Genomic DNA, 23654 nt, shown 5'->3' on the forward strand with positions numbered 1-23654 from the left:
GTCCTCACATCCTCTTGAGGACCGCCTGTTTGGCCATCGCGAACTCCTCGTCGGTGAGCACCCCTTCGCGGTGCAGCTCGCCCAGCTCCCGCAGCCGCCGCAACAGGGCGTCGTGCTCGTTCTCCGCGGCATCCCGCGCGGACGCGGACAGCTCCTTCAGCAGTGGTACGGCGTCCAAGGGCGCCGCCGGGTGCGGCAGCCGGGCCTGGACGGCCGCCGCGACGAGCGCCATCAGCGGGTCCTTCCTGAAGCCCCGCAGCTCCACCGAGTTGGGGTCGTACTTCGGCGGAGCCTTGGTCGCCGCTCCGCGCACGGTGAAGCGGAGGCAGCCGTTCTCCAGACCGACCGCCGGCTGCCACTCCACGGCGGTGATGTCGGCGACCGGCAGTGTGCGCGCGCCCGCGGCCTGCTTCGCGTCCTCCGTCTTCCAGTTCCACTCCAGGCGTACCTGCTCGCCGTCGAAGCTCGCCGTGCCGTCCCCGGCCGACACGGACAGCGGGACGGAGGGGCCGGGCAGCAGATAGCGGTCGACCGGCTCGGTGGGCACCTGGGCCAGCGCCAGCGCGTCCCGCACCTCGTCCGCCACGTACTCGGCGACGCCGTAGCGGTCGGACTCGACGGTCAGCTGGTACGGGTCGTCGGAGTCCTTCAGCCTGCGGCCGGTCGCCTGCAGCAGGGGACAGGCGCCGTCGCGCAGCCGCAGCCTGAGCCGTCCGGCCTTCTTCCCCTGCTCGAACGAGATGCCCGCCAACGCCTCGAGCGGAACGGTCAGTTCACCCAACGTGCGACGGAACAGCCCGACGCTCTTGTCACGACCCGGGGTCAACCGTAAGGCGTCACCGTCGAAACTCCACGTACCGTCCTTCTGGATGATTTCCGCCATGCCGGGGATTGTTCCACCCCGTTCGCGAGAGAGTGGTCTATACCCATCGGGGCCGGAGCCGACCGGCCCGTGGCACCTCGTGGAAGGGAGCGCATGTGACACAGCACCACAGAACGCCCCGCCTCCTCGGCACCCTGCTGCTCGTCGCGGCGGCGGGGCTGTCCGTCACCGCCGCGGCACCCGCCCCGGCCGCCCGCACCGCCACCCCCCTCGACCGGGTGGTCCCGGCGCCCGCCTCGGTCCACCCCGGCGGAGCTCCGTACCAGATCACCCCCGCCACCCGCATCCGCGTGGACGACTCCGGCCCGGTCCGCCGCATCGGCGGCTACCTCGCCGACGTCCTGCGGCCCTCGACCGGCTACCGGCTGCCGGTCACCACGCACGGCACCGGCGGCATCCGCCTCCGGCTCCAGGACGGCCCGTACGGCGCCGAGGGCTACCGCCTCGACAGCGGCCCCCGAGGCGTCACCCTCACCGCCCGCGAGCCCGCCGGCCTCTTCCACGGCGTGCAGACGCTGCGTCAGCTCCTGCCCGCGGCCGTGGAGAAGAAGACCGTGCAGCACGGCCCCTGGCCGGTCGCGGGGGGCACCGTCACGGACACCCCGCGCTACGCCTACCGCGGCGCGATGCTCGACGTCGCCCGGCACTTCTTCAGCGTCGCCCAGGTCAAGCGCTTCGTCGACGCCCTGGCCCTCTACAAGGGCAACGCTCTGCACCTGCACCTGAGCGACGACCAGGGCTGGCGCATCGCCATCGACTCCTGGCCCCGCCTGGCGACCTACGGAGGCTCGACCGAGGTCGGCGGCGGCCAGGGCGGCTACTACACCAAGGCCGACTACCAGGAGATCGTCCGCTACGCCGCGTCGCGCTACGTCGAGGTCGTCCCCGAGATCGACATGCCCGGCCACACCAACGCCGCCCTCGCCTCCTACGCGGACCTGAACTGCGACGGCACGGCACCCCCGCTGTACACCGGCACCGACGTCGGCTTCAGCTCGCTGTGCGTGCGCAAGCAGGTGACGTACGACTTCGTGGACGACGTCATCCGTGAACTCGCCGCCCTCACACCGGGCCGCTACCTCCACATCGGCGGTGACGAGGCGCACTCCACCAGCCACGACGACTACGTGAAGTTCATGGACCGCGTGCAGCCGATCGCCGAGCGGTACGGCAAGACGGTGATCGGCTGGCACCAGCTGACCGGGGCGCACCCGGTCAAGGGCGCGCTCGCACAGTACTGGGGGCTCGACAGCACCAGCGCCGCCGAGAAGGCCCAGGTCGCCGAGGCCGCGCGCAACGGCACCCGGCTGATCCTGTCCCCGGCCGACCGGATCTACCTCGACATGAAGTACACCGCCGACACACCGCTCGGGCAGGACTGGGCCGGGCTGGTCGAGGTGCGCCGCTCCTACGACTGGGACCCGGGCGCCTACCTCCCCGGCGCGCCCGCCTCCGCGATCGCCGGAGTCGAGGCACCGCTGTGGACCGAGACGATCGTCACGGACCACGACATCGACTGGATGACCTTCCCGAGGCTGCCGGGCGCCGCCGAACTGGGCTGGTCACCGGCGGCCAAGCACGACTGGGACACCTACCGGGTGCGGCTCGCGGCCCAGGCACCACGCTGGGACGCCCTCGGCATCGCCTACTACCGCTCGCCTCAGATCCCCTGGCCGACGCGCTGAACCGAGGCGAACCGGCCGAACCGAGGCGAACCGGCCGAACCGAGCCGAACCGGCTGAAACGGCCGAAACTGACCGAACCGAGCCGAAAGGCCGACGGGCACCCCGGTGGACCGTACACCGGGGTGCCCGCCCGTCTGCCACCGCGGACTACAGGCCCGCGATCGGGTTCTTCAGGGTCCCGGCCAGTTGCAGCGCCCCCGACGGGTCCGCCAAGTCCACCATCTGCTTGTTGTTCCGCAGTTGCAGCCGGTTGAGGCAGGACAGGGCGAACTCCGGGGCGAACAGGTCGTACTGGCGGAACCTTTCGGCGAGCTGCGGGTTCGCGTCCTGGTACTCGTGGGCGACCTCCGCGACCGTGCGCCAGAAGTCCTCCTCCTCGAGGATCCCCTCGGTGGCGAGGTGCGCCGCGACGAAGCGGAAGAAGCAGTCGAAGACGTCCGTGAAGACCGACAGGAGCTTCTTGTCCTCCGGGACCTCCACGCGGATCCGCGCCACCTCCGGCGGCAGCACCGCCTCCGGGTCCATGACCGCGATCTCCTCCGCTATGTCCTTGAAGATCGCGCGCTGTACGACGCCGTCCTTCAGGACGAGGATGACGTTCTCGCCGTGCGGCATGAACACCAGGTCGTAGGCGTAGAAGCTGTGCAGCAGCGGGGTGAGGTAGGCCCGCAGATAGTGCCGCAGCCACTCCCTCGGCGGGAGCCCCGAGCGCTCGATCAGCGCCCCCGCGAAGGACGCGCCCTCGTGGTCGACATGGGCGAGGGACGCCATGGTGGCCAGGGTCTCGCCGTCCTGGAGTGAGGGCACCGGGCTCTCCCGCCACAGGGCCGCGAGCATCTTCCGGTACGGGGAGTAGCGGTCGGTGGCGGCCTCGTACTCCAGGTGGCGGTAACCGACGGCCGCGCGCTCCCGGGTGATCGTCAGGCCCGTCGACTTCAGCACCGGGTCGTTCTCGATCAGCCGGGCCAGCCAGTCGTTGATCGCCGGGGTGGCCTCCATGTACGCGGCCGACAGCCCACGCATGAAGCCCATGTTGAGCACGGACAGGGCGGTTTTGACGTAGTGCTTCTCCGGGTGCGAGGTGTTGAAGAAGGTCCGTATGGACTGCTGCGCCAGGTACTCGTCGTCGCCCTCACCGAGGCACACCAGGTTCCGGCGGGCGACCTCGGCGGCGAAGGTGACGGTGAGCTTGTTCCACCACTGCCAGGGGTGGACGGGTATGAGGAGGTAGTCGGCCGGGTCCAGGCCCTGGTCGCGCAGGATGCCGTGGAACCGCTCGGCGGTCTCGGCACCCAGCTCCTGCCGGATGAACGACTCGTACTCGAGACCGACCCCCGCCGTGAACGCCGCCCGTGAGCGGTGCGCCGCCAGCCACACCAGCCGCACCGGGCTCGCGGTCTCGGGCGCGTACGACAGGTACTCGTGGATGCCGAAGCCGAGCCGCCCGTTGTTGGCGACGAAGCAGGGGTGGCCCTCCGTCATCCCCGTCTCGATCGCCTGGAACCCGGAGCGGGCCAGTTCCGCCGACGTGACCTGCGGCTTGGCGAGCTTGTAGCAGATGCCGGAGACGGTGGAGGAGATCTCCTCCAGATAGACGGGCAGGATGTCGTCGCTCAGGCCCAGCGACCGCCTGAGCTCGATGAAGAAGTCCGCTGCGGCGAGCGGCAGCTCGGTGCCGTCGCGGTGACGAGTGATCGAGTCGGCATCCACCTGCCAGTGGTCGAGGGCGCGCAGGGTGGCCGTGAAGCGGTAGTGGGTGAGCCCGTCGTCGCTGCGGACGGCGTACCGGCCGTCCTCCTCCCGCTCGGGGGTGATCAGCCGCTCATGGGCGAACTCGGCGAGCGCCTTGCGGATCAGGAGACGGCCCGCCTTCTCCCAGCGCTCGGGGGACAGATGGGCCACGGCGTCGGCGAGGGTCATGCCGCCACCGCCTTCTCGAACCGCTCACGGGTGCAGAAACTCAACAGGGCCTTCTTCTCGGGCTTCTCGATCTCGCGTTCGGGCACGAACCCGACCGCCTCGTTCAGGGCGTGCACGGCCGTGTTGCGCACATCGGGCTCGACGACGACCCGCCGTGTGGCGGGGTCCTCGAACAGGTGCCGCATCACGGCGGTGATGACGGCCCGGGTGAACCCGTGCAGGGGCGTGTCGGTCGGGGCCACCAGGAAGTGCATGCCGACGTCGCCCGGCTCCGGCTCGTACAGCCCGGCCAGCTCCCGGTGGGCCGGGTCGTACCTCTCCATCAGGAAGGCGGGTTCGCCGTCGTGCAGCCCGAGGAGCGCGTGGTGGTGCTCGTCGGCCGCGATCTCCCGGTAGGCGCGCTCCACGTCGCCGACCGTGGCGTCCTGCATCATCCAGAAGGCCGCCTTGGGGTGCGTGACCCAGGCGTGCAGCAGCTCGGCGTCCCGGCCCGGGTCGACGGGGCGGAGGGTGAAGGTGCCGATGTCGACGGTGCTCATACCGCGAACTCCTGGAAGGCGATGGTCTTCTCGACGGGGTAGTACTCGGTGCCGAGCAGCTCCCGGATGATGTACGCGTTCCGGTAGGCGCCCATGCCCAGGTCGGGTGAGGTGATCGAGTGGGTGTGGACGCCGGCGTTCTGCAGGAACACGCCCCGGCCGGTGACGTCGATCGCGTAGTTGCGGGCCACGTCGAAGTTGCCGTGCCGGTCGTAGCGCAGACGGTCGCGGACGGGCCTGAGGAACTCGGGTTCGATGTACTTGTATCCGGTGGCGAGGATCAGGGCCTGGGAGCGCAGCTCGTAGTCCTTCTCCTGCTCCTCCTGGCGGAAGGTGAGGGTGTAGGTGCCGTCCTCGTACGTGGCCCTCGTCAGCGCCGAGTTGGTGAGCAGGCGGGTCGGGACCGGGCCGTCGAGGTTCTTCTGGTACAGCAGGTCGAAGATCTCGTTGATCAGGTCGCTGTCGATGCCCTTGAACAGGCCCTTCTGCTGTTCTGTGAGGCGGTAGCGGGTCCGCTCGGGCAGCGCGTGGAAGTAGTCGATGTACTCGGGGGAGGTCATCTCCAGCGTGAGCTTGGTGTACTCCAGGGGGAAGAAGCGCGGGGAGCGGGTCACCCAGTTGAGCCGGTAGCCGTGGACGTCGATCTCCCCGAGCAGGTCGCGGTAGATCTCCGCGGCGGACTGGCCGCTGCCGACCAGGGTGATCGACTCCTTGGCCTGGAGCCGGTGCCTGTGGTCCAGGTAGCGGGAGTTGTGGATGACGTCACCGCCGAGACCGCGGCAGGGCTCCGGGATGTGGGGAGGGGTGCCGGTGCCGAGGACCAGGTGCCGGGCGCGGTAGGTGCCGCCGTCCTGTGTCCGTACGACGTACACCTCGTCCTGGTCCGCGTACGTCACCTCGGTCACCGTCGTGTTGAAGCGGACGCCGGAGAGCTTCTCGGCGGCCCAGCGGCAGTAGTCGTCGTACTCGACGCGCAGGGGGTAGAAGTTCTCGCGGATGTAGAACGAGTACAGCCTGCCCCGCTCCTTCAGGTAGTTGAGGAAGGAGTACGGGGAGGTGGGGTCGGCCAGGGTGACCAGGTCCGACAGGAACGGGGTCTGGAGGTGGGCGCCCTGAAGGAACATCCCCGAGTGCCACTCGAAGGTGGGCTTCGACTCCAAGAAGACGCCGTCGAGGCCGTCGATCGGCTCGGTGAGGCAGGCGAGGCCGAGGTTGAAGGGGCCGAGCCCGATTCCGACGAAGTCGTACGTCTTCCCGGTGGCTTCAGGACGCGCGGTCAAGGGACTCTCCCAGGTACTGCTCGGCGTGGTCGGCGATCAGATCGAGGACGGTGGCGATGTCGTCCACCGTGGTCTCGGGGTTGAGCAGGGTGAACTTCAGGTAGTGGCGGCCGGCGACCTTGGTGCCCGCCACGACCGCGTCACCGGAGGCGAACAGGGCCTTGCGGGCGTGCAGGTTGGCGCGGTCGATGTCGGCCGGGTCCGTGACGGCGGAGGGGATGTAGCGGAAGACGAGCGTGGACAGCTGCGGTTCGACGACGACGTCGTAGCGCGGGTCGGCGGCGAGCAGCTTCCAGCCCTCGGCCGCCAGGTCGCAGACCTCGTCGAAGAGCTGTCCGATGCCGTCGGCGCCCATCACGCGCAGCGTCATCCACAGCTTGAGGGCGTCGAAGCGGCGGGTGGTCTGCAGCGACTTGTCGACCTGGTTGGGGATGCGTTCCCGCACCGCGCTGTGCGGGTTGAGGTACTCCGCGTGGTAGGTGGCGTGCCGCAGCGTGGCGGCGTCGCGGACCAGGACGGCCGACGAACTCACCGGCTGGAAGAAGGACTTGTGGTAGTCGACGGTGACCGAGTCGGCGCGTTCGATGCCGTCGAGGAGGCCGCGGCGGCGGGGGGAGACCAGCAGTCCGCAGCCGTAGGCCGCGTCCACGTGCATCCAGGTGCCGTACTGGCCGCACAGCTCGGCGATCTCGGGCAGGGGGTCGATGGAGCCGAAATCGGTGGTGCCGGCGGTGGCGACGACGGCCATCGGGATCAGACCGTCCCGGGTGCAGCGCTCCAGCTCGTGGGCGAGGGCGACGGTCTGCATGCGCCGGTCGTGCCCGACGGGGACGGCGACGACGGACTCGGGGCCGAGGCCGAGGAGTTTCGCGGACTTCCTGACGCTGAAGTGGCTGGCCTCGGAGGTGAGGATGCGCAGTCTGGCGAGCGTGTCCGGTGCTCCCCACCCTGCCCGCCCCGGCTTGGCCTCCTCGCGGGCCAGCAGCAGGGCCTGGAGGTTGGACTGGGTGCCGCCGGAGGTGAACACGCCGTCGGCGGCCGGGCCGAGGCCGATCCGCTCGGCGGTCCAGTCGATGAGCCTGCGCTCGATCAGGGTGCCGCCCGCCGACTGGTCCCAGGTGTCGAGGGAGGAGTTGACGGCGGACAGGACGGCCTCGCCGAGCACGGCCGGGATGACGACCGGGCAGTTGAGGTGGGCGAGGTAGCGGGGGTGGTGGAAGTAGACCGCGTCGCGGAGGTAGAGCTCCTCCAGCTCGTCCAGGGCCGCGGTGGTGTCGTGCAGCGGGCGGTCCAGGTCGATCCCGTCGATGCGGGGGGCGAGGGCGTCGACCGTGACGCCGGTGAACGGACGGTCGGTGGTGGCGAGTCGGTCGGCCACCCGCTCCACTCCTTCGGTCACGGAGCGGCGGTAGTGCTCCGCGGTGAGGTCATTGAGCAGGTGCGAGCGCATGTGGGTCCTCCGGTGGGGGAGTCCGGGCGGGACAGCAGAGGGGCGAAGTCGTCTCCGCCATCGGAACTTAGGTTAGCCTAACCTAAGTTCGATCTAGGGAAACTCCGCCCCGTCGTGACCGCCGTCACTGCTGCTCGCGCACCTGCTCCTCGCTCAGCCCGTGCCGCCAGTAGCCGACGAAGGTGACACGCCGCCGGTCGACACCGCGCTCACCGACGAAGTGCCGGCGCAGCTCCCTCACCCGGCCGGCCTCGCCCGCGATCCACACGTACGGGGCCCTCGCGGGCGGGAGTTCGGCGTCCCGCAGTGCGGCGAGAGTCATGGGGGACCTCTCGCCGTCGCGTACGAGCCAGGTGATCTCGGCGTCCGCCCGAGTCACCAGGTCCTGGATGTCACCGGCCTGCCCGACCTCCAGCCAGACCTGGGCGCGCGTGCCCGGGGGCAGCGACTCGAGGATCGCGGAGGCGGCGGGTACGGCGGTCTCGTCGGCCCAGACCACCACCAGGTCGGTGTCCTCGGGCGGACGGAAGCGGATCGCGCGGTTGTCCTCGACGGCCGGACCGAGGAGGACGACCCGGTCACCGGGGGCGGCCCGGGAGGCCCAGCGGGAGGCGGGGCCGGCGGGTGCCGTGGCGGCCGGCTCGATGCCGTGCAGCACGAAGTCGATGTCGATCTCGTCGGGGTCGCGGCGCAGGGCGCGCAGCGTGTACGAGCGCATCACCGCCCGTACGTCGTCCGGGAGTTCGCGCCAGCCGTGCCACCAGTCGTCGCCGAGGTGAAGGGGGATGACGGGCTCCGGCTGACCGGGGTGCGGCAGGAACAGGGACAGGCTCTGGTCGCGTCCGTCGGAGCGGAAGGCGTTCAGGTCGTCTCCGGCGAAGGTGACCCGGACCAGGGACGGGCCGAGCCGCCTCGTCCGTACGACCTGAAGGGAGAAGAAACGGAACGGGGCGGCTACGGCCGTCGTCATGAGTACTCCTGAGCCGTCGTCAGGGAAGGGGCGGGGGAGGGGTGGTTCAGCTGACCTTCTTCGCCGTCTCGATCGCCTTGGCGAGGTCCTCGAGCAGCGGGGCGCACTTGTCGTACGACAGGATGGGCTCGGGGTTGCGGGCGATGACCTGGCCCGCCTTGACCGCGGGGAGCTTCTTCCAGGTCGCCTCGGTGATGTCGGCGGGCTGGATGGCCGAGGTGCGGTTGTCCATCATGATGACGTCGGCCTTGTACTTGTCGACGTTCTCCCAGCTGAGGTTCTCGAACCAGCCTCCGCTCGCCTTCAGCGCGGAGGCGGGCGGCTCGACGAAGTTCACGCCGAGGGCCTTGAAGTACTCCAGGTCGATCGAGAGGTTGGTTCCGGAGACGTAGAAGACGTCCTGGCTCGCGGAGCCCGCCAGCACCTTGATGCCGGGCTTGGCCTTGGCGGCGGCGCGCAGCCGGGCGGCGGCGTCCTCGAACCGCTTCTTCGCCTGGGCGGTCTTCGCGGAGGCGGTGTCCGCGCCGAGCGACTTGGCGAGTTCCAGCATCCGCTGCAGGGGCTCGGGCATCTGGCGGTCGTAGACGGAGATCCCGACGCTCGGGGCGCCCACGGCGAGGATCTTCTTCTTGGACTCCTCGGGCACGTACCAGAGCGTCCCGGCGCCGTCGAACATGGTGGTGACGAGGAGGTCCGGGGCGAGGGCCGCGTACTTCTCGATGTTGAACTGGCCCCATTCGTTGCCGAGGACGGTGACCTTGTCGACGTCGAGGTCGCCGGCCTGGACGTCGGCCTTGCCGTCCTTGGTCCTGGTCGGGCCGAAGACGCCCTTCACATCGACGCCGTAGTCGTGCAGCGCGGCGGCGACACCGACGAACGCGACGATGCTCGACGGCACCTTGTCGGCCTTGGCGGTCTGCCCGCGGTCGTCCTTGAACGACCAGGGACCGGACTTGCCGGCCGCGGCGCCGCTGCCCGGGCCGCCGCTTTTCGCCTTCTCGTCCCCGCAGGCCGCGAGCACGGCTCCGAGACCGAGGGCGCCGCCGGCGGTGAGGATGCCGCGGCGGGTGAGACGGGTGGCGGGGGCTTTGGACATGGGTGTGGTCTGCTTTCGTGCGTACGGGGCGACTGACCGGATCATGGTTAGGTTAGCCTAACCTCATGTCCTGTCCAGAGGGCCGGGCGGGTCCCGGGCAACCGTCATGGAGACGGTGCCGCGTGCGTACGGGGACAAAAAGACCCCGACGGCCCGCTGATCACGGTGTCCGTCGGGGTTGTGCTCCTCGGAGGGTCGTCAAACAGTCGATGACCCGTCGTCAGCGGTGCTCTCGCCGTTTCCGGCCTTGCCGTATCGGCGGAAGGCTGAAGTGTCCACGGTCCAGGGGCCGAACGGTACCGGGTCTCCGTAGATGTAGGGCTCCTTGCGGGTGTAGCGGTCCTTGCATGGTTCCGAATGGACCTCGATGGTGCCCGTCCGGGGATCGACGATCATGTAATGGGCGATGCCCATCGCCGGGTACTCGGTGAGTTTCTCGCCGTAGTCGTTGTCCGGGTTGGACGGCGAGACGATCTCGACGACGGCCAGTACCTGTGTCGCGTCCACGGCGAGGCCTTCCTCGTCGAGGACGTGCTCCGGGATGACGACGGCGTCCGGTCGTCGCATACGGCCGATCGCCGGGTGCTCGATCTCGGGGCCGTTCGCGCAGATGTAGCCGGGGTGGGTGGTGAGGAGCTGCTCGTCCAGCTGCTTGCAGATGCGGCGGATCGTCCCCTCGTGCCGCTTCGAGGGGCTCATCATGGCCAGGAAGGGGCCGGACGGGCCGATCTCGACGTTCCAGGCCCCCTCCAGGTGCTCCGCGTACGCCGTCAGCTCCTCGGCGATCGCGCGCATCTTCGCGTACTCCATGCTCCAAGCGTACTGATGCTCCCCCTCCGGGCAGCTCAGCCCGCCAGTCCCAGCTCCCGGGCGATCAGCATCCGCTGCACCTCGCTCGTGCCCTCCCCGATCTCCAGGATCTTCGAGTCGCGCCACATACGGGCCACCGGGTACTCGTTCATGAAGCCGTAGCCGCCGTGGATCTGGGTGGCGTCGCGGGCGTTGTCCACCGCGACCGTGGAGGAGTGGAGCTTCGCCAGGGCCGCCTCCTTCTTGAAGGGTTCGCCGGAGACCAGGCGGGACGCGGCGTCGCGCCAGGCCAGGCGGGCCGTGTGGGCCTTCATCTCCATGTCGGCGATCTTGAACTGGATCGCCTGGTTGGCGCCGATCGGGCGGCCGAAGGCGTGACGTTCCTTCGCGTACTTCACCGACTCGTCCACACAGCCCTGCGCCAGGCCCGTCGCCAGGGCCGCGATCGCGACACGGCCCTCGTCCAGGATGCGCAGGAACTGGGCGTAGCCCCGGCCTTCCTCGCCCAGGAGGTTCTCCGCGGGGACACGGACGTCCGCGAAGGACAGCTCCCGGGTGTCGGAGGCGTTCCAACCGACCTTCGAGTAGGGGGCCGCGACCGTGAACCCGGGCGTGCCGGACGGGACGATGATCGAGGAGATCTTCGGGCGGCCGTCCTCCGTGCGGGCGGTGACCGCCGTGACGGTGACCAGGCCCGTGATGTCCGTACCCGAGTTGGTGATGAAGCACTTGGTGCCGTTGATCACCCACTCGTTCGTCGCCGGGTCCAGGCGGGCCGTCGTACGGGTCCCGCCCGCGTCCGAGCCGGCGTCCGGCTCCGTCAGGCCGAACGCGCCCAGGATCTCGCCCGAACACAGGCGTGGGAGCCACTTCTGCTTCTGGGCTTCCGTGCCGAAGCGGTAGATCGGCATCGCGCCGAGGGAGACCCCGGCTTCCAGCGTGATGGCGACCGAGGAGTCCACTCGGGCCAGTTCCTCCAGCGCGATGCCCAGCGCCAGGTAGTCGCCGCCCATGCCGCCGTACTCCTCCGGGAACGGCAGCCCGAACAGGCCCATCCGGCCCATCTCGCGGACGATCTCGTACGGGAACTCGTGCCGCTCGTAGAAGTCGCCGATCTTGGGCGCCACGACGTCGTGCGCGAACTCCTCGACGGTGCGCCGGAGTTCCTCCAGCTCGGGGGAGAGGTGGTGGTCCATGGGTCACTCCTTGTGGGAGAGGGCTCGGACGGTGCGGGAGGGGCTCGGCCGGTCCAGGTGTGCGGCCATCCACACGCTTGTGGCGGTGAGCCGGCCGAGGTCGACCCCGGTGTCGACGCCGAGGCCCTGAAGCATCCAGACGAGGTCTTCGGTGGCGAGGTTGCCGGTCGCGGACTTGGCGTAGGGGCAGCCGCCGAGGCCGCCCGCGGAGGCGTCGACGGTCGTCACCCCGTGCTGGAGCGCTGCCAGGGTGTTGGCGAGCGCCTGGCCGTAGGTGTCGTGGAAGTGCACGCCGATCGCGCTGGTCGGCACGCCCTCCTCGTTCAGCTGGGAGAGGAGGGCCTGGACATGGCCCGGGGTCGCCACCCCGATCGTGTCGCCCAGGCTGAGCTCGTCGCAGCCCATGTCCATGAGGGCCTTGCAGACGCGGACCACCTGGTGGATGGGGACCGGACCCTCCCAGGGGTCCCCGAAGCACATCGACAGATAGCCGCGGACGTGCACCTTCTGCGCTTTCGCGCGCGCGACCACCGGTTCGAACATCGCCAGCGCCTCGTCCACCGTGCGGTTGAGGTTGGCCTTCGCGAAGGACTCGGTGGCGCTGGCGAAGACGGCGATCCGGCGGGCGCCCAGCGCGAGTGCGCGCTCCAGGCCGCGTTCGTTCGGGACGAGGACCGGGAGCTCGACGGGCAGTTCGCCGACCAGCGGGAACAGTTCCTCCGCGTCGGCGAGCTGGGGCACCCACTTCGGGTGCACGAAGCTCGTCGCCTCGATCGTCGTCAGGCCCGCGTCCGCGAGACGGCGGATGAAGTCCGCCTTCACCTCCGTCGGTACCGTGCGCTTCTCGTTCTGCAGGCCGTCGCGCGGGCCGACCTCGTGGATCCTCACCCGGGCGGGGAGGTCCTGCACCGGCACGACCATGGGCAGTTCACGAACGGTCATCGCTCCGCCTCCGTGTCGTCCTCGGGGCCTTCCTCGTGCGCCGCGATCACGGCCAGCACCTGGTCCATGGCGACCGTGGTGCCGGGGGAGACGTCCAGCTCGGTGACGGTGCCGGCGTGCGGGGCGGAGATGACGTGCTCCATCTTCATCGCCTCCACCACCAGCAGGCTCTGCCCGGCCGTCACCTCGTCGCCGACGGCCACCTTGACCACCGTCACCGTGCCGGGCATGGGCGCGGTCAGCGAGTCGGTGCCGGAGCGGGCGGCGCCGGTGAGGGACGCGGCGACCGGGTCGTGGTCGCGCACGTGCCAGGCGTCGCCGTCGCGGCCCAGCCAGTCGCGGGCGCGGTGGAAGGTGTGGCGTACGCCGTCCAGGACGACGGACACGTGGTCCTCGGTGACCGTGTGGGTGCCCCGGGGCGTGTACTGCACCGGCTCGTGCACCCGCAGCGGGAAGGCGACCGGTTTCGGTTCGCCCCCGAGCCGCCAGCCGCTCGGCACGGAGAACGGGTCGATCCAGCCCTCCCCGCGCGGCGTCAGCGCGTCCAGACGTACGGCGGCGGCGGCCTCGTAGACCTCCTCCGGCACCTCTGTCGGGATCAGGGAGTCGACCTCGCGCTCCACCAGCCCCGTGTCCAGCTCACCCGCCGCGACCGCCGGATGGGCCAGCAGGCGGCGCAGGAAACCGGCGTTGGTCTGCACTCCCAGCGTGACCGTCTGCGCGAGGGCCGTGCGGAGCTTGCGCAGCGCGGTCGCGCGGTCCGGGCCGTAGGCGACGACCTTCGACAGCATCGGGTCGTACAGGCTGCCGACCTCCGTGCCCTCGGACAGGCCGGAGTCGGTGCGGATTCCGTCGCCCTGCGGCTCGTGCAGCCTCAGCACCGTGCCGCCCGACGGGAGGAAGCCCCGGGCGGGGTCCTCCGCGCAGATACGGGCCTCGATCGCATGCCCCGTGAGGGTGATGTCGTCCTGCTTGAAGGACAGAGGCTCGCCCGCCGCCACCCGTAGCTGGCACTCGACCAGGTCCAGGCCGGTGATCAGCTCGGTCACCGGGTGCTCCACCTGGAGGCGGGTGTTCATCTCCATGAAGAAGTACGAGGACGGGTCGCCGCCCGGCACGATGAACTCCACCGTGCCCGCGCCCTCGTAGCCGCAGGAGCGGGCCGCCTGGACCGCCGCCTCGCCCATCGCCGCGCGCGTGGCCTCGTCGATGAGCACGCTCGGCGCCTCCTCGATGATCTTCTGATGGCGACGCTGGAGGGAGCACTCGCGCTCGCCCAGGTGCACCACGTTCCCGTGGCCGTCCGCCAGGACCTGGATCTCGATATGGCGGGGGCGGTCGATCCACCGTTCGACCAGGAGCGTGTCGTCGCCGAAGGCCGCGCGGGCCTCGCGGCGGGCGGCGGCGATCTCGTCGGCCAGCGCCGACGCCTCCCGCACCAGCCGCATGCCCTTGCCGCCACCGCCCGCGCTGGGCTTGAGCAGCACCGGCATGCCGATCTCGCGGGCGGCCTCGGCCAGCTCCGCGTCCGTCAGCCCGCTGCCGTTCGACCCCGGTACGACCGGCACTCCGGCCGCCCGCACCGTCTCCTTGGCCCGGATCTTGTCGCCCATGAGCGCGATCGCGTCCGCAGGCGGCCCGATGAACACGAGCCCCGCCTCGGCGCACGCACGCGCGAACGTCGCGTTCTCCGCGAGGAAGCCGTACCCGGGGTGCACCGCCTGGGCTCCGGTCCTGGCGGCGGCCTCCAGCAGGCGCTCCACCGACAGATAGCTCTCGGCCGCCGGGGCCGGTCCGATCCGTACCGCGGTGTCGGCCTCGCGGACGTGCCGGGCGTCGGCGTCGGCGTCGGAGAAGACGGCCACCGAGCGCACGCCCATCGACCGCAGCGTGCGGATGACGCGGACGGCGATCTCGCCCCGGTTGGCCACAAGCACTGTCTCGAACATGGTCGTCAAGCCCCCCTCACATCCGGAAGACGCCGAACTGGGGTTCACCCAGGGGCGCGTTGGCGCACGCGGTCAGGGCCAGGCCCAGCACCTGGCGGGTCTGAAGCGGGTCGATCACGCCGTCGTCCCACAGGCGGGCCGTGGCGTAGTAGGCGTTGCCCTGGCGCTCGTACTGGTCGCGGATCGGGGCCTTGAAGGCCTCCTCTTCCTCCGCCGCCCAGGACTCCCCGCGGGCCTCCAGCTGGTCGCGCTTGACGGTCGCGAGGACCGACGCGGCCTGCTCGCCGCCCATCACCGAGATCTTGGCGTTCGGCCACATCCACAGGAAGCGCGGTGAATAGGCCCGGCCGCACATCGAGTAGTTGCCCGCGCCGAAGGACCCGCCGATCACCACCGTGAGCTTCGGTACGCGCGTGCAGGCGACCGCCGTGACCATCTTGGCGCCGTGCTTGGCGATGCCGCCCGCCTCGTAGTCGCGGCCCACCATGAAGCCGGAGATGTTCTGCAGGAACACCAGCGGGATACCGCGCTGGTCGCACAGCTCGATGAAGTGGGCGCCCTTCTGGGCGGACTCGGAGAACAGGATGCCGTTGTTGGCGACGATCCCCACCGGGTGGCCGTGGATCCGGGCGAAGCCGGTGACCAGGGTCTGCCCGAACTCCGCCTTGAACTCGGCGAAGCGGGAGCCGTCCACCACGCGCGCGATGACCTCGCGGACGTCGTAGGGGGTGCGGGAGTCGACCGGCACCGCCCCGTACAGCCCGTACGGATCCACCTTCGGCTCGACCGGCGGGACGACCTCCCAGGGCAGCGTCCCGCGCGCGGGAAGCGTGGCGACGATGTTCCGCACGATCCGCAGCGCGTGCGCGTCGTCCTCCGCCAGGTGGTCCGTCACACCGGACACACGCGCGTGGACCTCGCCGCCGCCGAGCTCCTCGGCGGTGACGACCTCGCCCGTGGCCGCCTTCACCAGGGGCGGTCCGCCCAGGAAGATCGTGCCCTGGTTGCGCACGATTACTGCCTCGTCGCTCATCGCCGGGACGTACGCCCCGCCCGCCGTGCAGGAGCCGAGGACGGCCGCGATCTGCGGGATGCCGGCGCCGGACATCCGCGCCTGGTTGTAGAAGATCCGCCCGAAGTGCTCGCGGTCGGGGAAGACCTCGTCCTGCATGGGGAGGAAGGCGCCGCCGGAGTCGACGAGATAGACGCACGGCAGGCGGTTGTCGAGGGCCACCTCCTGCGCCCGCAGGTGCTTCTTCACCGTCATCGGGTAGTACGTGCCGCCCTTGACGGTGGCGTCGTTGGCGACGATCACGCACTCTCGGCCGCTGACCCGCCCGATCCCGGCGATCACCCCGGCGGCCGGCGCCTGCCCGTCGTACATCCCCTCGGCGGCCAGCGGGGCCAGCTCCAGGAAGGGCGAGCCCGGGTCCAGCAGAGTGTCCACCCGGTCGCGCGGCAGCAGCTTGCCGCGCGCGGTGTGACGCGCGCGGGCCTTCTCGCCGCCGCCCAGCCGGGCCACGGCCAGCTTGGCGTGCAACTCCTCCACCAGCGCGCGGTGCGCCGCCTCGTTGGCCCGCCAGGCCTCCGACGCGGGGTCTGCCGCGCTCGTCAGCTCCGGTGCCTCCTGCATCCTGCGGTCCCCTCACCTTGTTAATGAGCGTTAACGCATTTCCTTCAGGTTAACGACCGCTAACCTCCCTGTCTAGAATTGTTTTCATGGCCACGAGAACCGACGCCCCCACCCGTCGCGAGCAGATCCTCAAGGAGGCCGCGCGGCTGTTCGCCGAACGCGGCTTCCACGGCGTCGGGGTCGACGAGATAGGGGCCGCGGTCGGCATCAGCGGACCCGGTCTGTACCGGCACTTCGCGGGCAAGGACGCCATGCTCGCCGAGCTGCTCGTGGGGATCAGCGGGCAGCTGCTGACCGGGGCCAGGCGGCGGGTCGCCGAGGCCGACGGGGGTCCCGACGGGCGGAACCCGGAGGCGGTCCTCGACTCGCTGATCGAGGGGCACATCGACTTCGCGCTCGACGACCGTCCCCTGATCACCCTGCACGACCGCGAGCTGGACCGCCTCCGGGACACCGACCGCAAGCTGGTGCGCCAGCTGCAGCGGCAGTACGTGGAGCTGTGGGTGGAGGTGCTGCGGGAGGTGTACCCGGGCCTGGCGGAGCCGGCCGCCCGCTCGGCGGTGCACTCGGTCTTCGGCCTGCTCAACTCGACCCCGCACCTGGGGCGGCCGGGTTCCCTGCCGGGGCGGGGGACGACGGCGGAGCTGCTGCACCGGATGGCGCGGGGGGCGTTCGCGGCGGCGGGCGGGGGATGAGCCGGGGTCCTGCTCCGCAAGCGTGACGAGCGTTACGGCTGGGTGGCTCTGGACTGCCGTCCGTACTCGCCGGTACGGTGATGTCTGAGCAAGCGCTTAGACATGGCCGGAAGTATCCAGCTGGAGGTGGCGGCGGTGCGCCGTACTGTGTTCAACGAGGACCACGAGGCGTTCCGGGAGACCCTGCGCGCCTTCATCGAGGCCGAGGTCGTACCGGTGTACGACGAGTGGTTCGCCGCCGGCCAGGCGCCGCGCGACTTCTACTACAAGCTCGGCGAGCTGGGCATCTTCGGCATCAGCGTGCCCGAGGAGTTCGGCGGCGCGGGCCTGGACACCCACAAGTTCGAGGCCGTCCTCTACGAGGAGACCGCGCGCGCGGGCGTGCAGTTCGGCGGCTCCGGAGTGCACGTCCTGCTGGCCCTGCCGTACATCAAGATGCTCGCCACCGACGAGCAGAAGAAGCGCTACCTGCCGAAGTTCGTCACCGGCGAGGAGATGTGGGCCATCGCGATGACCGAGCCGGGCACCGGCTCCGACCTCGCGGGCATGAAGACCACCGCCAGGCTCTCCGAGGACGGCACGCACTACGTCCTCAACGGCGCCAAGACGTTCATCACGGGCGGCGTCCACGCCGACCGCGTCATCGTCTGCGCCCGCACGGCGGCCCCGCGCGAGGACGACCGCCGCTTCGGCATATCCCTGTTCGCCGTGGAGACCAAGTCCGAGGGCTACTCCATCGGCCGCAAGCTGGACAAGCTGGGCCTGCGCACCTCCGACACCGCCGAGCTGGCCTTCGTCGACGTCAAGGTGCCGACCGAGGACCTGCTCGGCGAGGAGAACAAGGGCTTCCACTACCTCGGGCACAACCTGGCCTCCGAGCGCTGGGGCATCGCCTTCGGCGCCTACGCGCAGGCCAAGGCCGCCGTCCGGTTCGCCAAGCAGTACGTGCAGGAGCGCACCGTCTTCGGCAAGCCGGTCGCCCACTTCCAGAACACCAAGTTCGAGCTGGCCGCCTGCCAGGCCGAGGTGGACGCGGCGGAGGCCGTCGCCGACCGCGCGCTGGAAGCCCTGGACGCCGGCGAGCTGACCCCCGCCGAGGCCGCCTCCGCCAAGCTGTTCTGCACCGAGGTCGCCCACCGCGTCATCGACCGCTGCCTCCAGCTGCACGGCGGCTACGGCTACATGAACGAGTACCCGATCGCCCGTCTGTACGCCGACAACCGCGTCAACCGCATCTACGGCGGCACCAGCGAGATCATGAAGACGATCATCGCCAAGGACATGGGTCTGTAAGGTCCCCGAAAAGAGTGCCCGATACAACTGACGTCATGAGTCAGGCACTTCAGTCCCTGCTCGATCTGCTCGACCTGGAGCGGATCGAGCAGGACATCTTCCGCGGCCAGTCCCGGTCCGCCGTGGTCCCGCGCGTCTTCGGCGGGCAGGTCGCGGCCCAGGCACTGGTCGCCGCGGGGCGCACCGTCCCCGAGGAACGGCACGCGCACTCCCTGCACGCGTACTTCCTGCGCCCCGGGGACCCCGGCGCGCCCATCGTGTACACCGTCGACCGCATCCGCGACGGGCGTTCGTTCACCACGCGCCGGGTCGTGGCCGTCCAGCACGGGCAGCCGATCTTCCACCTCTCCGCGTCGTTCCAGACCTACGAGGAGGGCCTGGAGCACCAGGCGCCGATGCCGCCCGCGCCCGATCCCGCCACGCTGCCCACCTCCCAGGAGCGGCTGCGCGGCTACGACCACCTCGCCCCCGAGGTCGTGGAACGGTTCCTGGAGGCCCGCGAGGCCGTCGACCTGCGCTACGTCGACGAGCCGCCGTACGGCAGGTTCGGGGAGCCGCGCGAGCCGCACTCCCAGGTGTGGTTCCGCACCAACGGCAAGCTCGACGACGACCCCCTGCTGCACGTCGTCCTCGCCACCTACGTCTCCGACATGACGCTCCTCGACTCCGTGCTGCTCGCGCACGGGCGCGGCGGCTGGGCCGTCGGTGACGTGGTCGGGGCCTCCCTGGACCACGCCATGTGGTTCCACCGGCCGTTCCGGGCCGACGAATGGCTGCTGTACGACCAGGAGTCGCCGTCGGCCTCCGGGGGACGCGGGCTGGGCCAGGCCCGTATCCACACCCAGGACGGGCGGCTGGCGATCACGGTGATCCAGGAGGGCGTGGTCCGCGTCCCCCGCTGACCCGCTCAGTCCTCCGTCAGGCCCGCCGCGTGCAGCAGGTACGCCGTCAGCGGGTCGTAGTGGCGGGGGCTCGTGACGTGGTCGTCGAGGGGGACCGTCACCTGGACGGTGCCCTCGGCCTCCGCGATGAAGAGCGCCGGGTCGTTGCAGTCGGCGTACCCGACGGAGTCGATGCCGAGCTGTCCCGCGCAGCCCGCCCAGCCGTGGTCGGCGACGACCAGGTCGGGCAGGGGGCGTCCCTCGGCCTCCAGGCCCTTCAGGATCGCCCGCATCGGCTCGCCCGAGTGCGTGTGCCACAGGGTGGCGCCGTGCTCCAGGACGGCCACGTCCGCGAACTGCATGACGTACCCCTCGTCCGTCCGCAGCCCGTCCGGGATCACGACGATCTCGCAGCCGGCGGCGCGCAGGGCGGCGGCGGTGGCGCGGTGCACGTCGAGGAGGCCGCCGGGGTGGCCCGTGGCGAACAGTACGCGCTGCCCGCCGGCGGCGGCCTTGCGCAGGCGGGCCGCGAGCCGTTCCAGTGCGTCGACCGTCAGTTCCGGGTCGATGGTGTCCTGGCCGTAGCGGTACTCGGGGTCGTCGTTGACGCCGCAGCGCTCCGCCATGACCGCGAGGACGTCCTGTTCGTCGGTCCAGCGGTCGCCGAGCTCCAGGCCGAGCCAGAAGTTCCGGTCGCCGTTCGCGAGCTTGCGGTAGTGGGAGAGGTTGTTCTCGCGGGGCGTGGCGACCTCGCCCGCGATGCGGGTCCGGACGAGGTGGACGAGGAGCTCGGCACGGCTGGGGATCCCGGGTATCGGCATGTCCACCATTCTGCCGGGGCGCTCCGCTCGGGCCGCCGGTGTTTCGTTCCGTGGGATGTGCGTCACTCCCTGCCGGGGCGCTCCGCTCGGGCTGCCGGTGTTTATGTGCCGTGGGATGGGCGTCACTCCGTGGCCCTGGTGGCCGTCGGGGTGTTGGCCCACCCGCCCACCCGGCTCGGTCGGGTGAGCTGTGCCCTATGGGCGGGCGTGGCCGGTCGGGTGGCGGGTGCGTGCGGGTGCCGTGTCGGCGCAGGGGGCTCGTGCTGCGTCAGCGGCGTGGCGCCGGGTGTGGCGTTATCGGGACGGTGGCCGTCGGGGCGAGTGCCGTGCCGCGTCAGCTGCAGTAGAGGTTTGTTCCCCGTCAGTCCGTCAGGCCCTGCTTCAGTGCGAACCACAGCTCCATCCGTACGTCCGCGTCGTCCAGGTCGACCCCCAGCAATGCCGCGCACCGCGCGATCCGTTGCCGGACCGTGTTGCGGTGGACCGACAGGGCGACCGCCGTGCGGTCCCAACTGCCGTGCAGGGACAGCCAGGTGCGCAGTGTCTCGGTGAGGGCGGTGCCCTGGGCCAGCGGTGCCAGCAGCGTGCGGGCGTGCAGCTCGGCCTCCGCGGGCGGGACCAGGTCCGCCAGGCCCGTGCGCTCGCCGTGCCGGACCAGCGCGGTGCGGGTCGCGCGGGCGCGGGCCAGGGCGCGGGAGGCCTGGGTGTCAGCGGCGGCCCAGTCGCGCGGGACGGCGGGGGCGCTGAGGCCCAGGGTCCAGCCGGGCTGCGGGGCCGGTTCGCGGTCGGCCGGGACCAGGACCCGTACGAACCCGTCCCCGAGATCGACCAGCGTGGACCCGAGCGCGGCCCCGAGCGCGGACGCGGCCACGGCGTCCGGCGCCGGTCCGTCCCGGGTGGGCCGGGCGTGCACCACCACCCACCGGTCCCCGCCGAGCAGGGGCGCGACCGCCTCCGGCGGGGTGCCGAGCAGCAGCCGTACGAGCGCCGAGGAGCGGGCCGCACCCGCCCCGCTCTGGTGCTCCCCGGTGAGGAGCGTGAGGAGCACCGCCGCGACGGAGGCGATGGTGTGGTCGCCGGGGTCCCGTCGCGCTGCCGCCACCCCGAGCACGAAGCCCTGCCCGGTGCCGAGGGCGTAGGCGGCGAGATGGGTGTCGGCGACCGTGTCGCTGGCGGAGGCGGGGGTCGGAGCCGCGGGGCCGGCCGGGCGGACCACCGCCGCCAGCTCGCCCAGCGCCCGGGCCGCTTCCTCGGGTGCACGCCCCGCCCCCGCCAGTTCCGCGCCGTCAGGCCCGTACAGCACCGCCCGGCCGCCCACCCGCTGCGCCAGCTGCCGCAGCACCGACGGCACCGGGTCCGGGCGGGACGCCGCCGCGGCCAGGCTCTGCTGGGCCTCAGTGACGCGGCGCAGTTCCGCCAGCCGTGCCTGGGCCATCAGCTGCCAGACCGCGCGGGCCACGCCCGAGAACGTCGTCTGCGGCGGGACCTCCAGCAGCGGCAGCCCGTAGTGGTCGCAGGCCGCCACCAGCGCCCGCGGCACCGTGTCGTGCACCGGCGCCAGGCCGAAACCGAGCGCCGCGCCGCCCGCCGCCACGATCCGGGAGACGTAGTCGTCGAAATATGTGCCTGAGCCCGCCGCCTCCGGAATGTGCACGCCCGCCGTCAGCAGCAGCTCGCCTCCCAGCAGGTACGGGTAGGGGTCCGCCATCTCCGAGGTGTGCGCCCAGTGGATCGCCGTGTCGGCGTCCCTGGGCCCGGCGATCTGCCGCAGGGCCAGGTCCTCCCGGGCCAGCAGGGCGGAGAGCGGTACCGGTGGGGTCGGCGGTACCGCCGGCGCCGAGGGCGTGTCCGGCATGATGGACGGTTCCTCCATCCCGTGCGGTTCAGATGGATGAAACGTACACTTCGCAGTCGCTTTCCGGCCACCTAATGTCAGTCCAGACCGGCAGCCGCGGGTACGGGCGGATGTCCCCGCGAGCCCCTGCCGTCCCCGGTCGAGCCGAGCGGCCGACCGCGTCCCCGAGTTCCATCTGCACGACACGCCACCGGGAAGTGCGCGAAGGAGGGCCCACACATGGCCGTCGACTACACAGTGATCGTCGTCTATCTGGCCGGCATGCTGGCCATGGGCTGGTGGGGCATGCGCCGCGCCCGCTCCAAGAGCGAGTTCCTGGTGGCCGGGCGCCGCCTCGGGCCCGCCATGTACTCCGGCACGATGGCCGCGATCGTCCTCGGCGGCGCGTCCACCATCGGCGGTGTCGGCCTCGGCTACCAGTACGGGCTGTCGGGTGCCTGGATGGTGTTCACCATCGGCCTCGGCCTGCTCGCCCTCTCGGTCTTCTTCTCCGCCCGCATCGCCCGCCTGAAGGTCTACACCGTCTCCGAGATGCTCGACCTCAGATACGGCGGCCGGGCCGGCGTGATCTCGGGCGTGGTCATGTGGGCGTACACCCTGATGCTCGCGGTCACCTCGACCATCGCCTACGCCACCATCTTCGACGTCCTCTTCGACATGAACCGGACGCTCGCGATCATCCTCGGCGGCTCCATCGTCGTCGCGTACTCCACGCTCGGCGGCATGTGGTCCATCACGCTGACGGACATGGTGCAGTTCGTCGTCAAGACGATCGGCGTGCTGCTGCTCCTGCTGCCCATCGCGGTCGTCAAGGCGGGCGGCTTCAGCGAGATGAAGGCCAAGCTGCCGACCTCGTACTTCGACCCGCTGGGCATCGGCGGCGAGACGATCTTCACCTACGTCCTGATCTACACGTTCGGCATGCTGATCGGGCAGGACATCTGGCAGCGCGTGTTCACCGCGCGCAGCGACACGACCGCCAAGTGGGGCGGCACGGTCGCCGGCACCTACTGTCTGGCCTACGCGCTCGCCGGCGCCGTCATCGGCACCGCCGCCAAGGTCCTGTACCCGAAGCTGGGCAGCCCGGACGACGCGTTCGCGACCATCGTGAAGCAGGAACTCCCCGTCGGCGTAAGGGGGTTGGTGCTCGCCGCCGCCCTCGCCGCGGTGATGTCGACCTCTTCCGGTGCCCTCATCGCGTGTGCGACCGTCGCCAACAACGACATCTGGTCGCGGCTGCGCGGTGTCGTGCGCCGCGACGAGGGGGCGCACGACGAGGTGAAGGGCAACCGCGCCTTCATCCTGATCATGGGGGTGGCGGTGATCGGCACGGCCATCGCGCTGAACAACGTGGTCGAGGCGCTGACCGTCGCGTACAACCTGCTCGTCGGCGGTCTGCTGGTCCCGATCCTGGGCGGCCTGCTGTGGAAGCGCGGCACCGTCCAGGGCGCGCTCGCCTCGGTGGTGGTAGGCGGTCTCGCCGTCATCGGCCTGATGGCGGCCTACGGCATCCTCGCCAACGAGCCCGTCTACTACGGTCTGCTCGCCTCGCTCGCCGCCTACGTCGTCGTGTCGCTGGTGACCAGGCCGACCGACGAGGCCGTCCTGGCCGCGTGGCGGGAGCGGCTCGCCGGGCGCGGCGCGGCGAGCGCGGAGGAGCCCGCGGCGGTGGGCGCCTGACCCTGTTGCTTCGGCCCGGACGCCAGGGGGCGGCCGGGCCGGGCGGGGCCTGCCGGAGGGCTCCGCGACACTGGAA

The 23654-nt window shown here is 70.9% G+C and carries 19 protein-coding genes; 5 read left to right on the forward strand and 14 right to left on the reverse strand.

What is annotated here, in order from left to right; genetic code table 11:
* Positions 1–4: 4 nt before the first annotated feature.
* Positions 5–883, reverse strand: a complete 879-nt coding sequence (locus tag ACIRC0_RS23170) for a DUF4429 domain-containing protein (protein ID WP_403618511.1) — start codon at positions 881–883, stop codon at positions 5–7.
* 95 nt (positions 884–978) lie between these two features.
* Here ACIRC0_RS23170 and ACIRC0_RS23175 point away from each other — a divergent pair, with 95 nt between their 5' ends.
* Positions 979–2568: a beta-N-acetylhexosaminidase gene (locus ACIRC0_RS23175; protein WP_403618514.1), complete on the forward strand. Its 1590-nt coding sequence runs from the start codon at positions 979–981 to the stop codon at positions 2566–2568.
* Positions 2569–2715: 147 nt separating this feature from the next.
* On the opposite strand, the gene ACIRC0_RS23180 is transcribed toward ACIRC0_RS23175, so the two are convergent.
* The 11 genes from ACIRC0_RS23180 to ACIRC0_RS23230 form a co-directional block, all read right to left on the reverse strand.
* A complete protein-coding gene (locus tag ACIRC0_RS23180) occupies positions 2716–4488 on the reverse strand; it encodes an IucA/IucC family protein (RefSeq protein WP_403618516.1) in 1773 nt (590 codons plus the stop codon).
* The gene (locus ACIRC0_RS23185) at positions 4485–5027 is read right to left on the reverse strand and encodes a GNAT family N-acetyltransferase (protein ID WP_403618519.1); all 543 of its coding nucleotides are present in this window, start codon (positions 5025–5027) and stop codon (positions 4485–4487) included. Before ACIRC0_RS23185 ends, ACIRC0_RS23180 begins: the two co-directional genes overlap by 4 nt.
* Positions 5024–6307, reverse strand: a complete 1284-nt coding sequence (locus tag ACIRC0_RS23190) for a lysine N(6)-hydroxylase/L-ornithine N(5)-oxygenase family protein (protein ID WP_403618522.1) — start codon at positions 6305–6307, stop codon at positions 5024–5026. Before ACIRC0_RS23190 ends, ACIRC0_RS23185 begins: the two co-directional genes overlap by 4 nt.
* Positions 6291–7757 (reverse strand): lysine decarboxylase DesA, encoded by a 1467-nt coding sequence (gene desA / locus ACIRC0_RS23195; protein ID WP_403618525.1) that lies wholly within the window; start codon positions 7755–7757, stop codon positions 6291–6293. The genes ACIRC0_RS23190 and desA overlap by 17 nt, the downstream gene beginning before the upstream one ends.
* A 124-nt stretch (positions 7758–7881) precedes the next feature.
* Complete coding sequence (locus tag ACIRC0_RS23200) at positions 7882–8727, reverse strand: siderophore-interacting protein (protein ID WP_403618528.1); 846 nt, start codon at positions 8725–8727, stop codon at positions 7882–7884.
* A gap of 46 nt (positions 8728–8773) precedes the next feature.
* Positions 8774–9823 (reverse strand): ABC transporter substrate-binding protein, encoded by a 1050-nt coding sequence (locus tag ACIRC0_RS23205; RefSeq protein WP_403618531.1) that lies wholly within the window; start codon positions 9821–9823, stop codon positions 8774–8776.
* Between the two features lie 198 nt (positions 9824–10021).
* Positions 10022–10633, reverse strand: coding sequence for a Uma2 family endonuclease (locus tag ACIRC0_RS23210; protein ID WP_403618534.1), 612 nt, complete (start codon positions 10631–10633; stop codon positions 10022–10024).
* Between the two features lie 35 nt (positions 10634–10668).
* Complete coding sequence (locus ACIRC0_RS23215) at positions 10669–11829, reverse strand: acyl-CoA dehydrogenase family protein (protein WP_403618537.1); 1161 nt, start codon at positions 11827–11829, stop codon at positions 10669–10671.
* A 3-nt stretch (positions 11830–11832) separates the two neighbouring features.
* Positions 11833–12771, reverse strand: coding sequence for a hydroxymethylglutaryl-CoA lyase (locus ACIRC0_RS23220; protein ID WP_403618540.1), 939 nt, complete (start codon positions 12769–12771; stop codon positions 11833–11835).
* Positions 12768–14720, reverse strand: coding sequence for an acetyl-CoA carboxylase biotin carboxylase subunit (locus tag ACIRC0_RS23225; RefSeq protein WP_403618543.1), 1953 nt, complete (start codon positions 14718–14720; stop codon positions 12768–12770). Before ACIRC0_RS23225 ends, ACIRC0_RS23220 begins: the two co-directional genes overlap by 4 nt.
* Positions 14721–14736: 16 nt before the next feature.
* Positions 14737–16353 (reverse strand): carboxyl transferase domain-containing protein, encoded by a 1617-nt coding sequence (locus tag ACIRC0_RS23230; RefSeq protein WP_403618546.1) that lies wholly within the window; start codon positions 16351–16353, stop codon positions 14737–14739.
* Between the two features lie 86 nt (positions 16354–16439).
* On the opposite strand from ACIRC0_RS23230, the gene ACIRC0_RS23235 reads away from it, so the two are divergent.
* From ACIRC0_RS23235 to tesB, 3 genes are all read left to right on the forward strand, one after another.
* Positions 16440–17048, forward strand: a complete 609-nt coding sequence (locus ACIRC0_RS23235) for a TetR/AcrR family transcriptional regulator (protein WP_403618548.1) — start codon at positions 16440–16442, stop codon at positions 17046–17048.
* 135 nt (positions 17049–17183) lie between these two features.
* Positions 17184–18341, forward strand: coding sequence for an acyl-CoA dehydrogenase family protein (locus ACIRC0_RS23240; protein ID WP_403619079.1), 1158 nt, complete (start codon positions 17184–17186; stop codon positions 18339–18341).
* Between the two features lie 35 nt (positions 18342–18376).
* Complete coding sequence (gene tesB / locus ACIRC0_RS23245) at positions 18377–19243, forward strand: acyl-CoA thioesterase II (protein WP_403618551.1); 867 nt, start codon at positions 18377–18379, stop codon at positions 19241–19243.
* Positions 19244–19248: 5 nt separating this feature from the next.
* On the opposite strand, the gene ACIRC0_RS23250 is transcribed toward tesB, so the two are convergent.
* Positions 19249–20043 (reverse strand): phosphatase, encoded by a 795-nt coding sequence (locus ACIRC0_RS23250; protein WP_403618554.1) that lies wholly within the window; start codon positions 20041–20043, stop codon positions 19249–19251.
* A gap of 361 nt (positions 20044–20404) precedes the next feature.
* A complete protein-coding gene (locus ACIRC0_RS23255; protein ID WP_403618557.1) occupies positions 20405–21898 on the reverse strand; it encodes a PucR family transcriptional regulator ligand-binding domain-containing protein in 1494 nt (497 codons plus the stop codon).
* A gap of 219 nt (positions 21899–22117) precedes the next feature.
* On the opposite strand from ACIRC0_RS23255, the gene ACIRC0_RS23260 reads away from it, so the two are divergent.
* Positions 22118–23578, forward strand: coding sequence for a sodium:solute symporter (locus ACIRC0_RS23260; protein ID WP_403618560.1), 1461 nt, complete (start codon positions 22118–22120; stop codon positions 23576–23578).
* Positions 23579–23654: the final 76 nt, after the last annotated feature.

Origin of the sequence: Streptomyces sp. NPDC093984 (assembly GCF_044764595.1) — a bacterium.
Classification (GTDB): Bacteria; Actinomycetota; Actinomycetes; order Streptomycetales; family Streptomycetaceae; genus Streptomyces; species Streptomyces cynarae.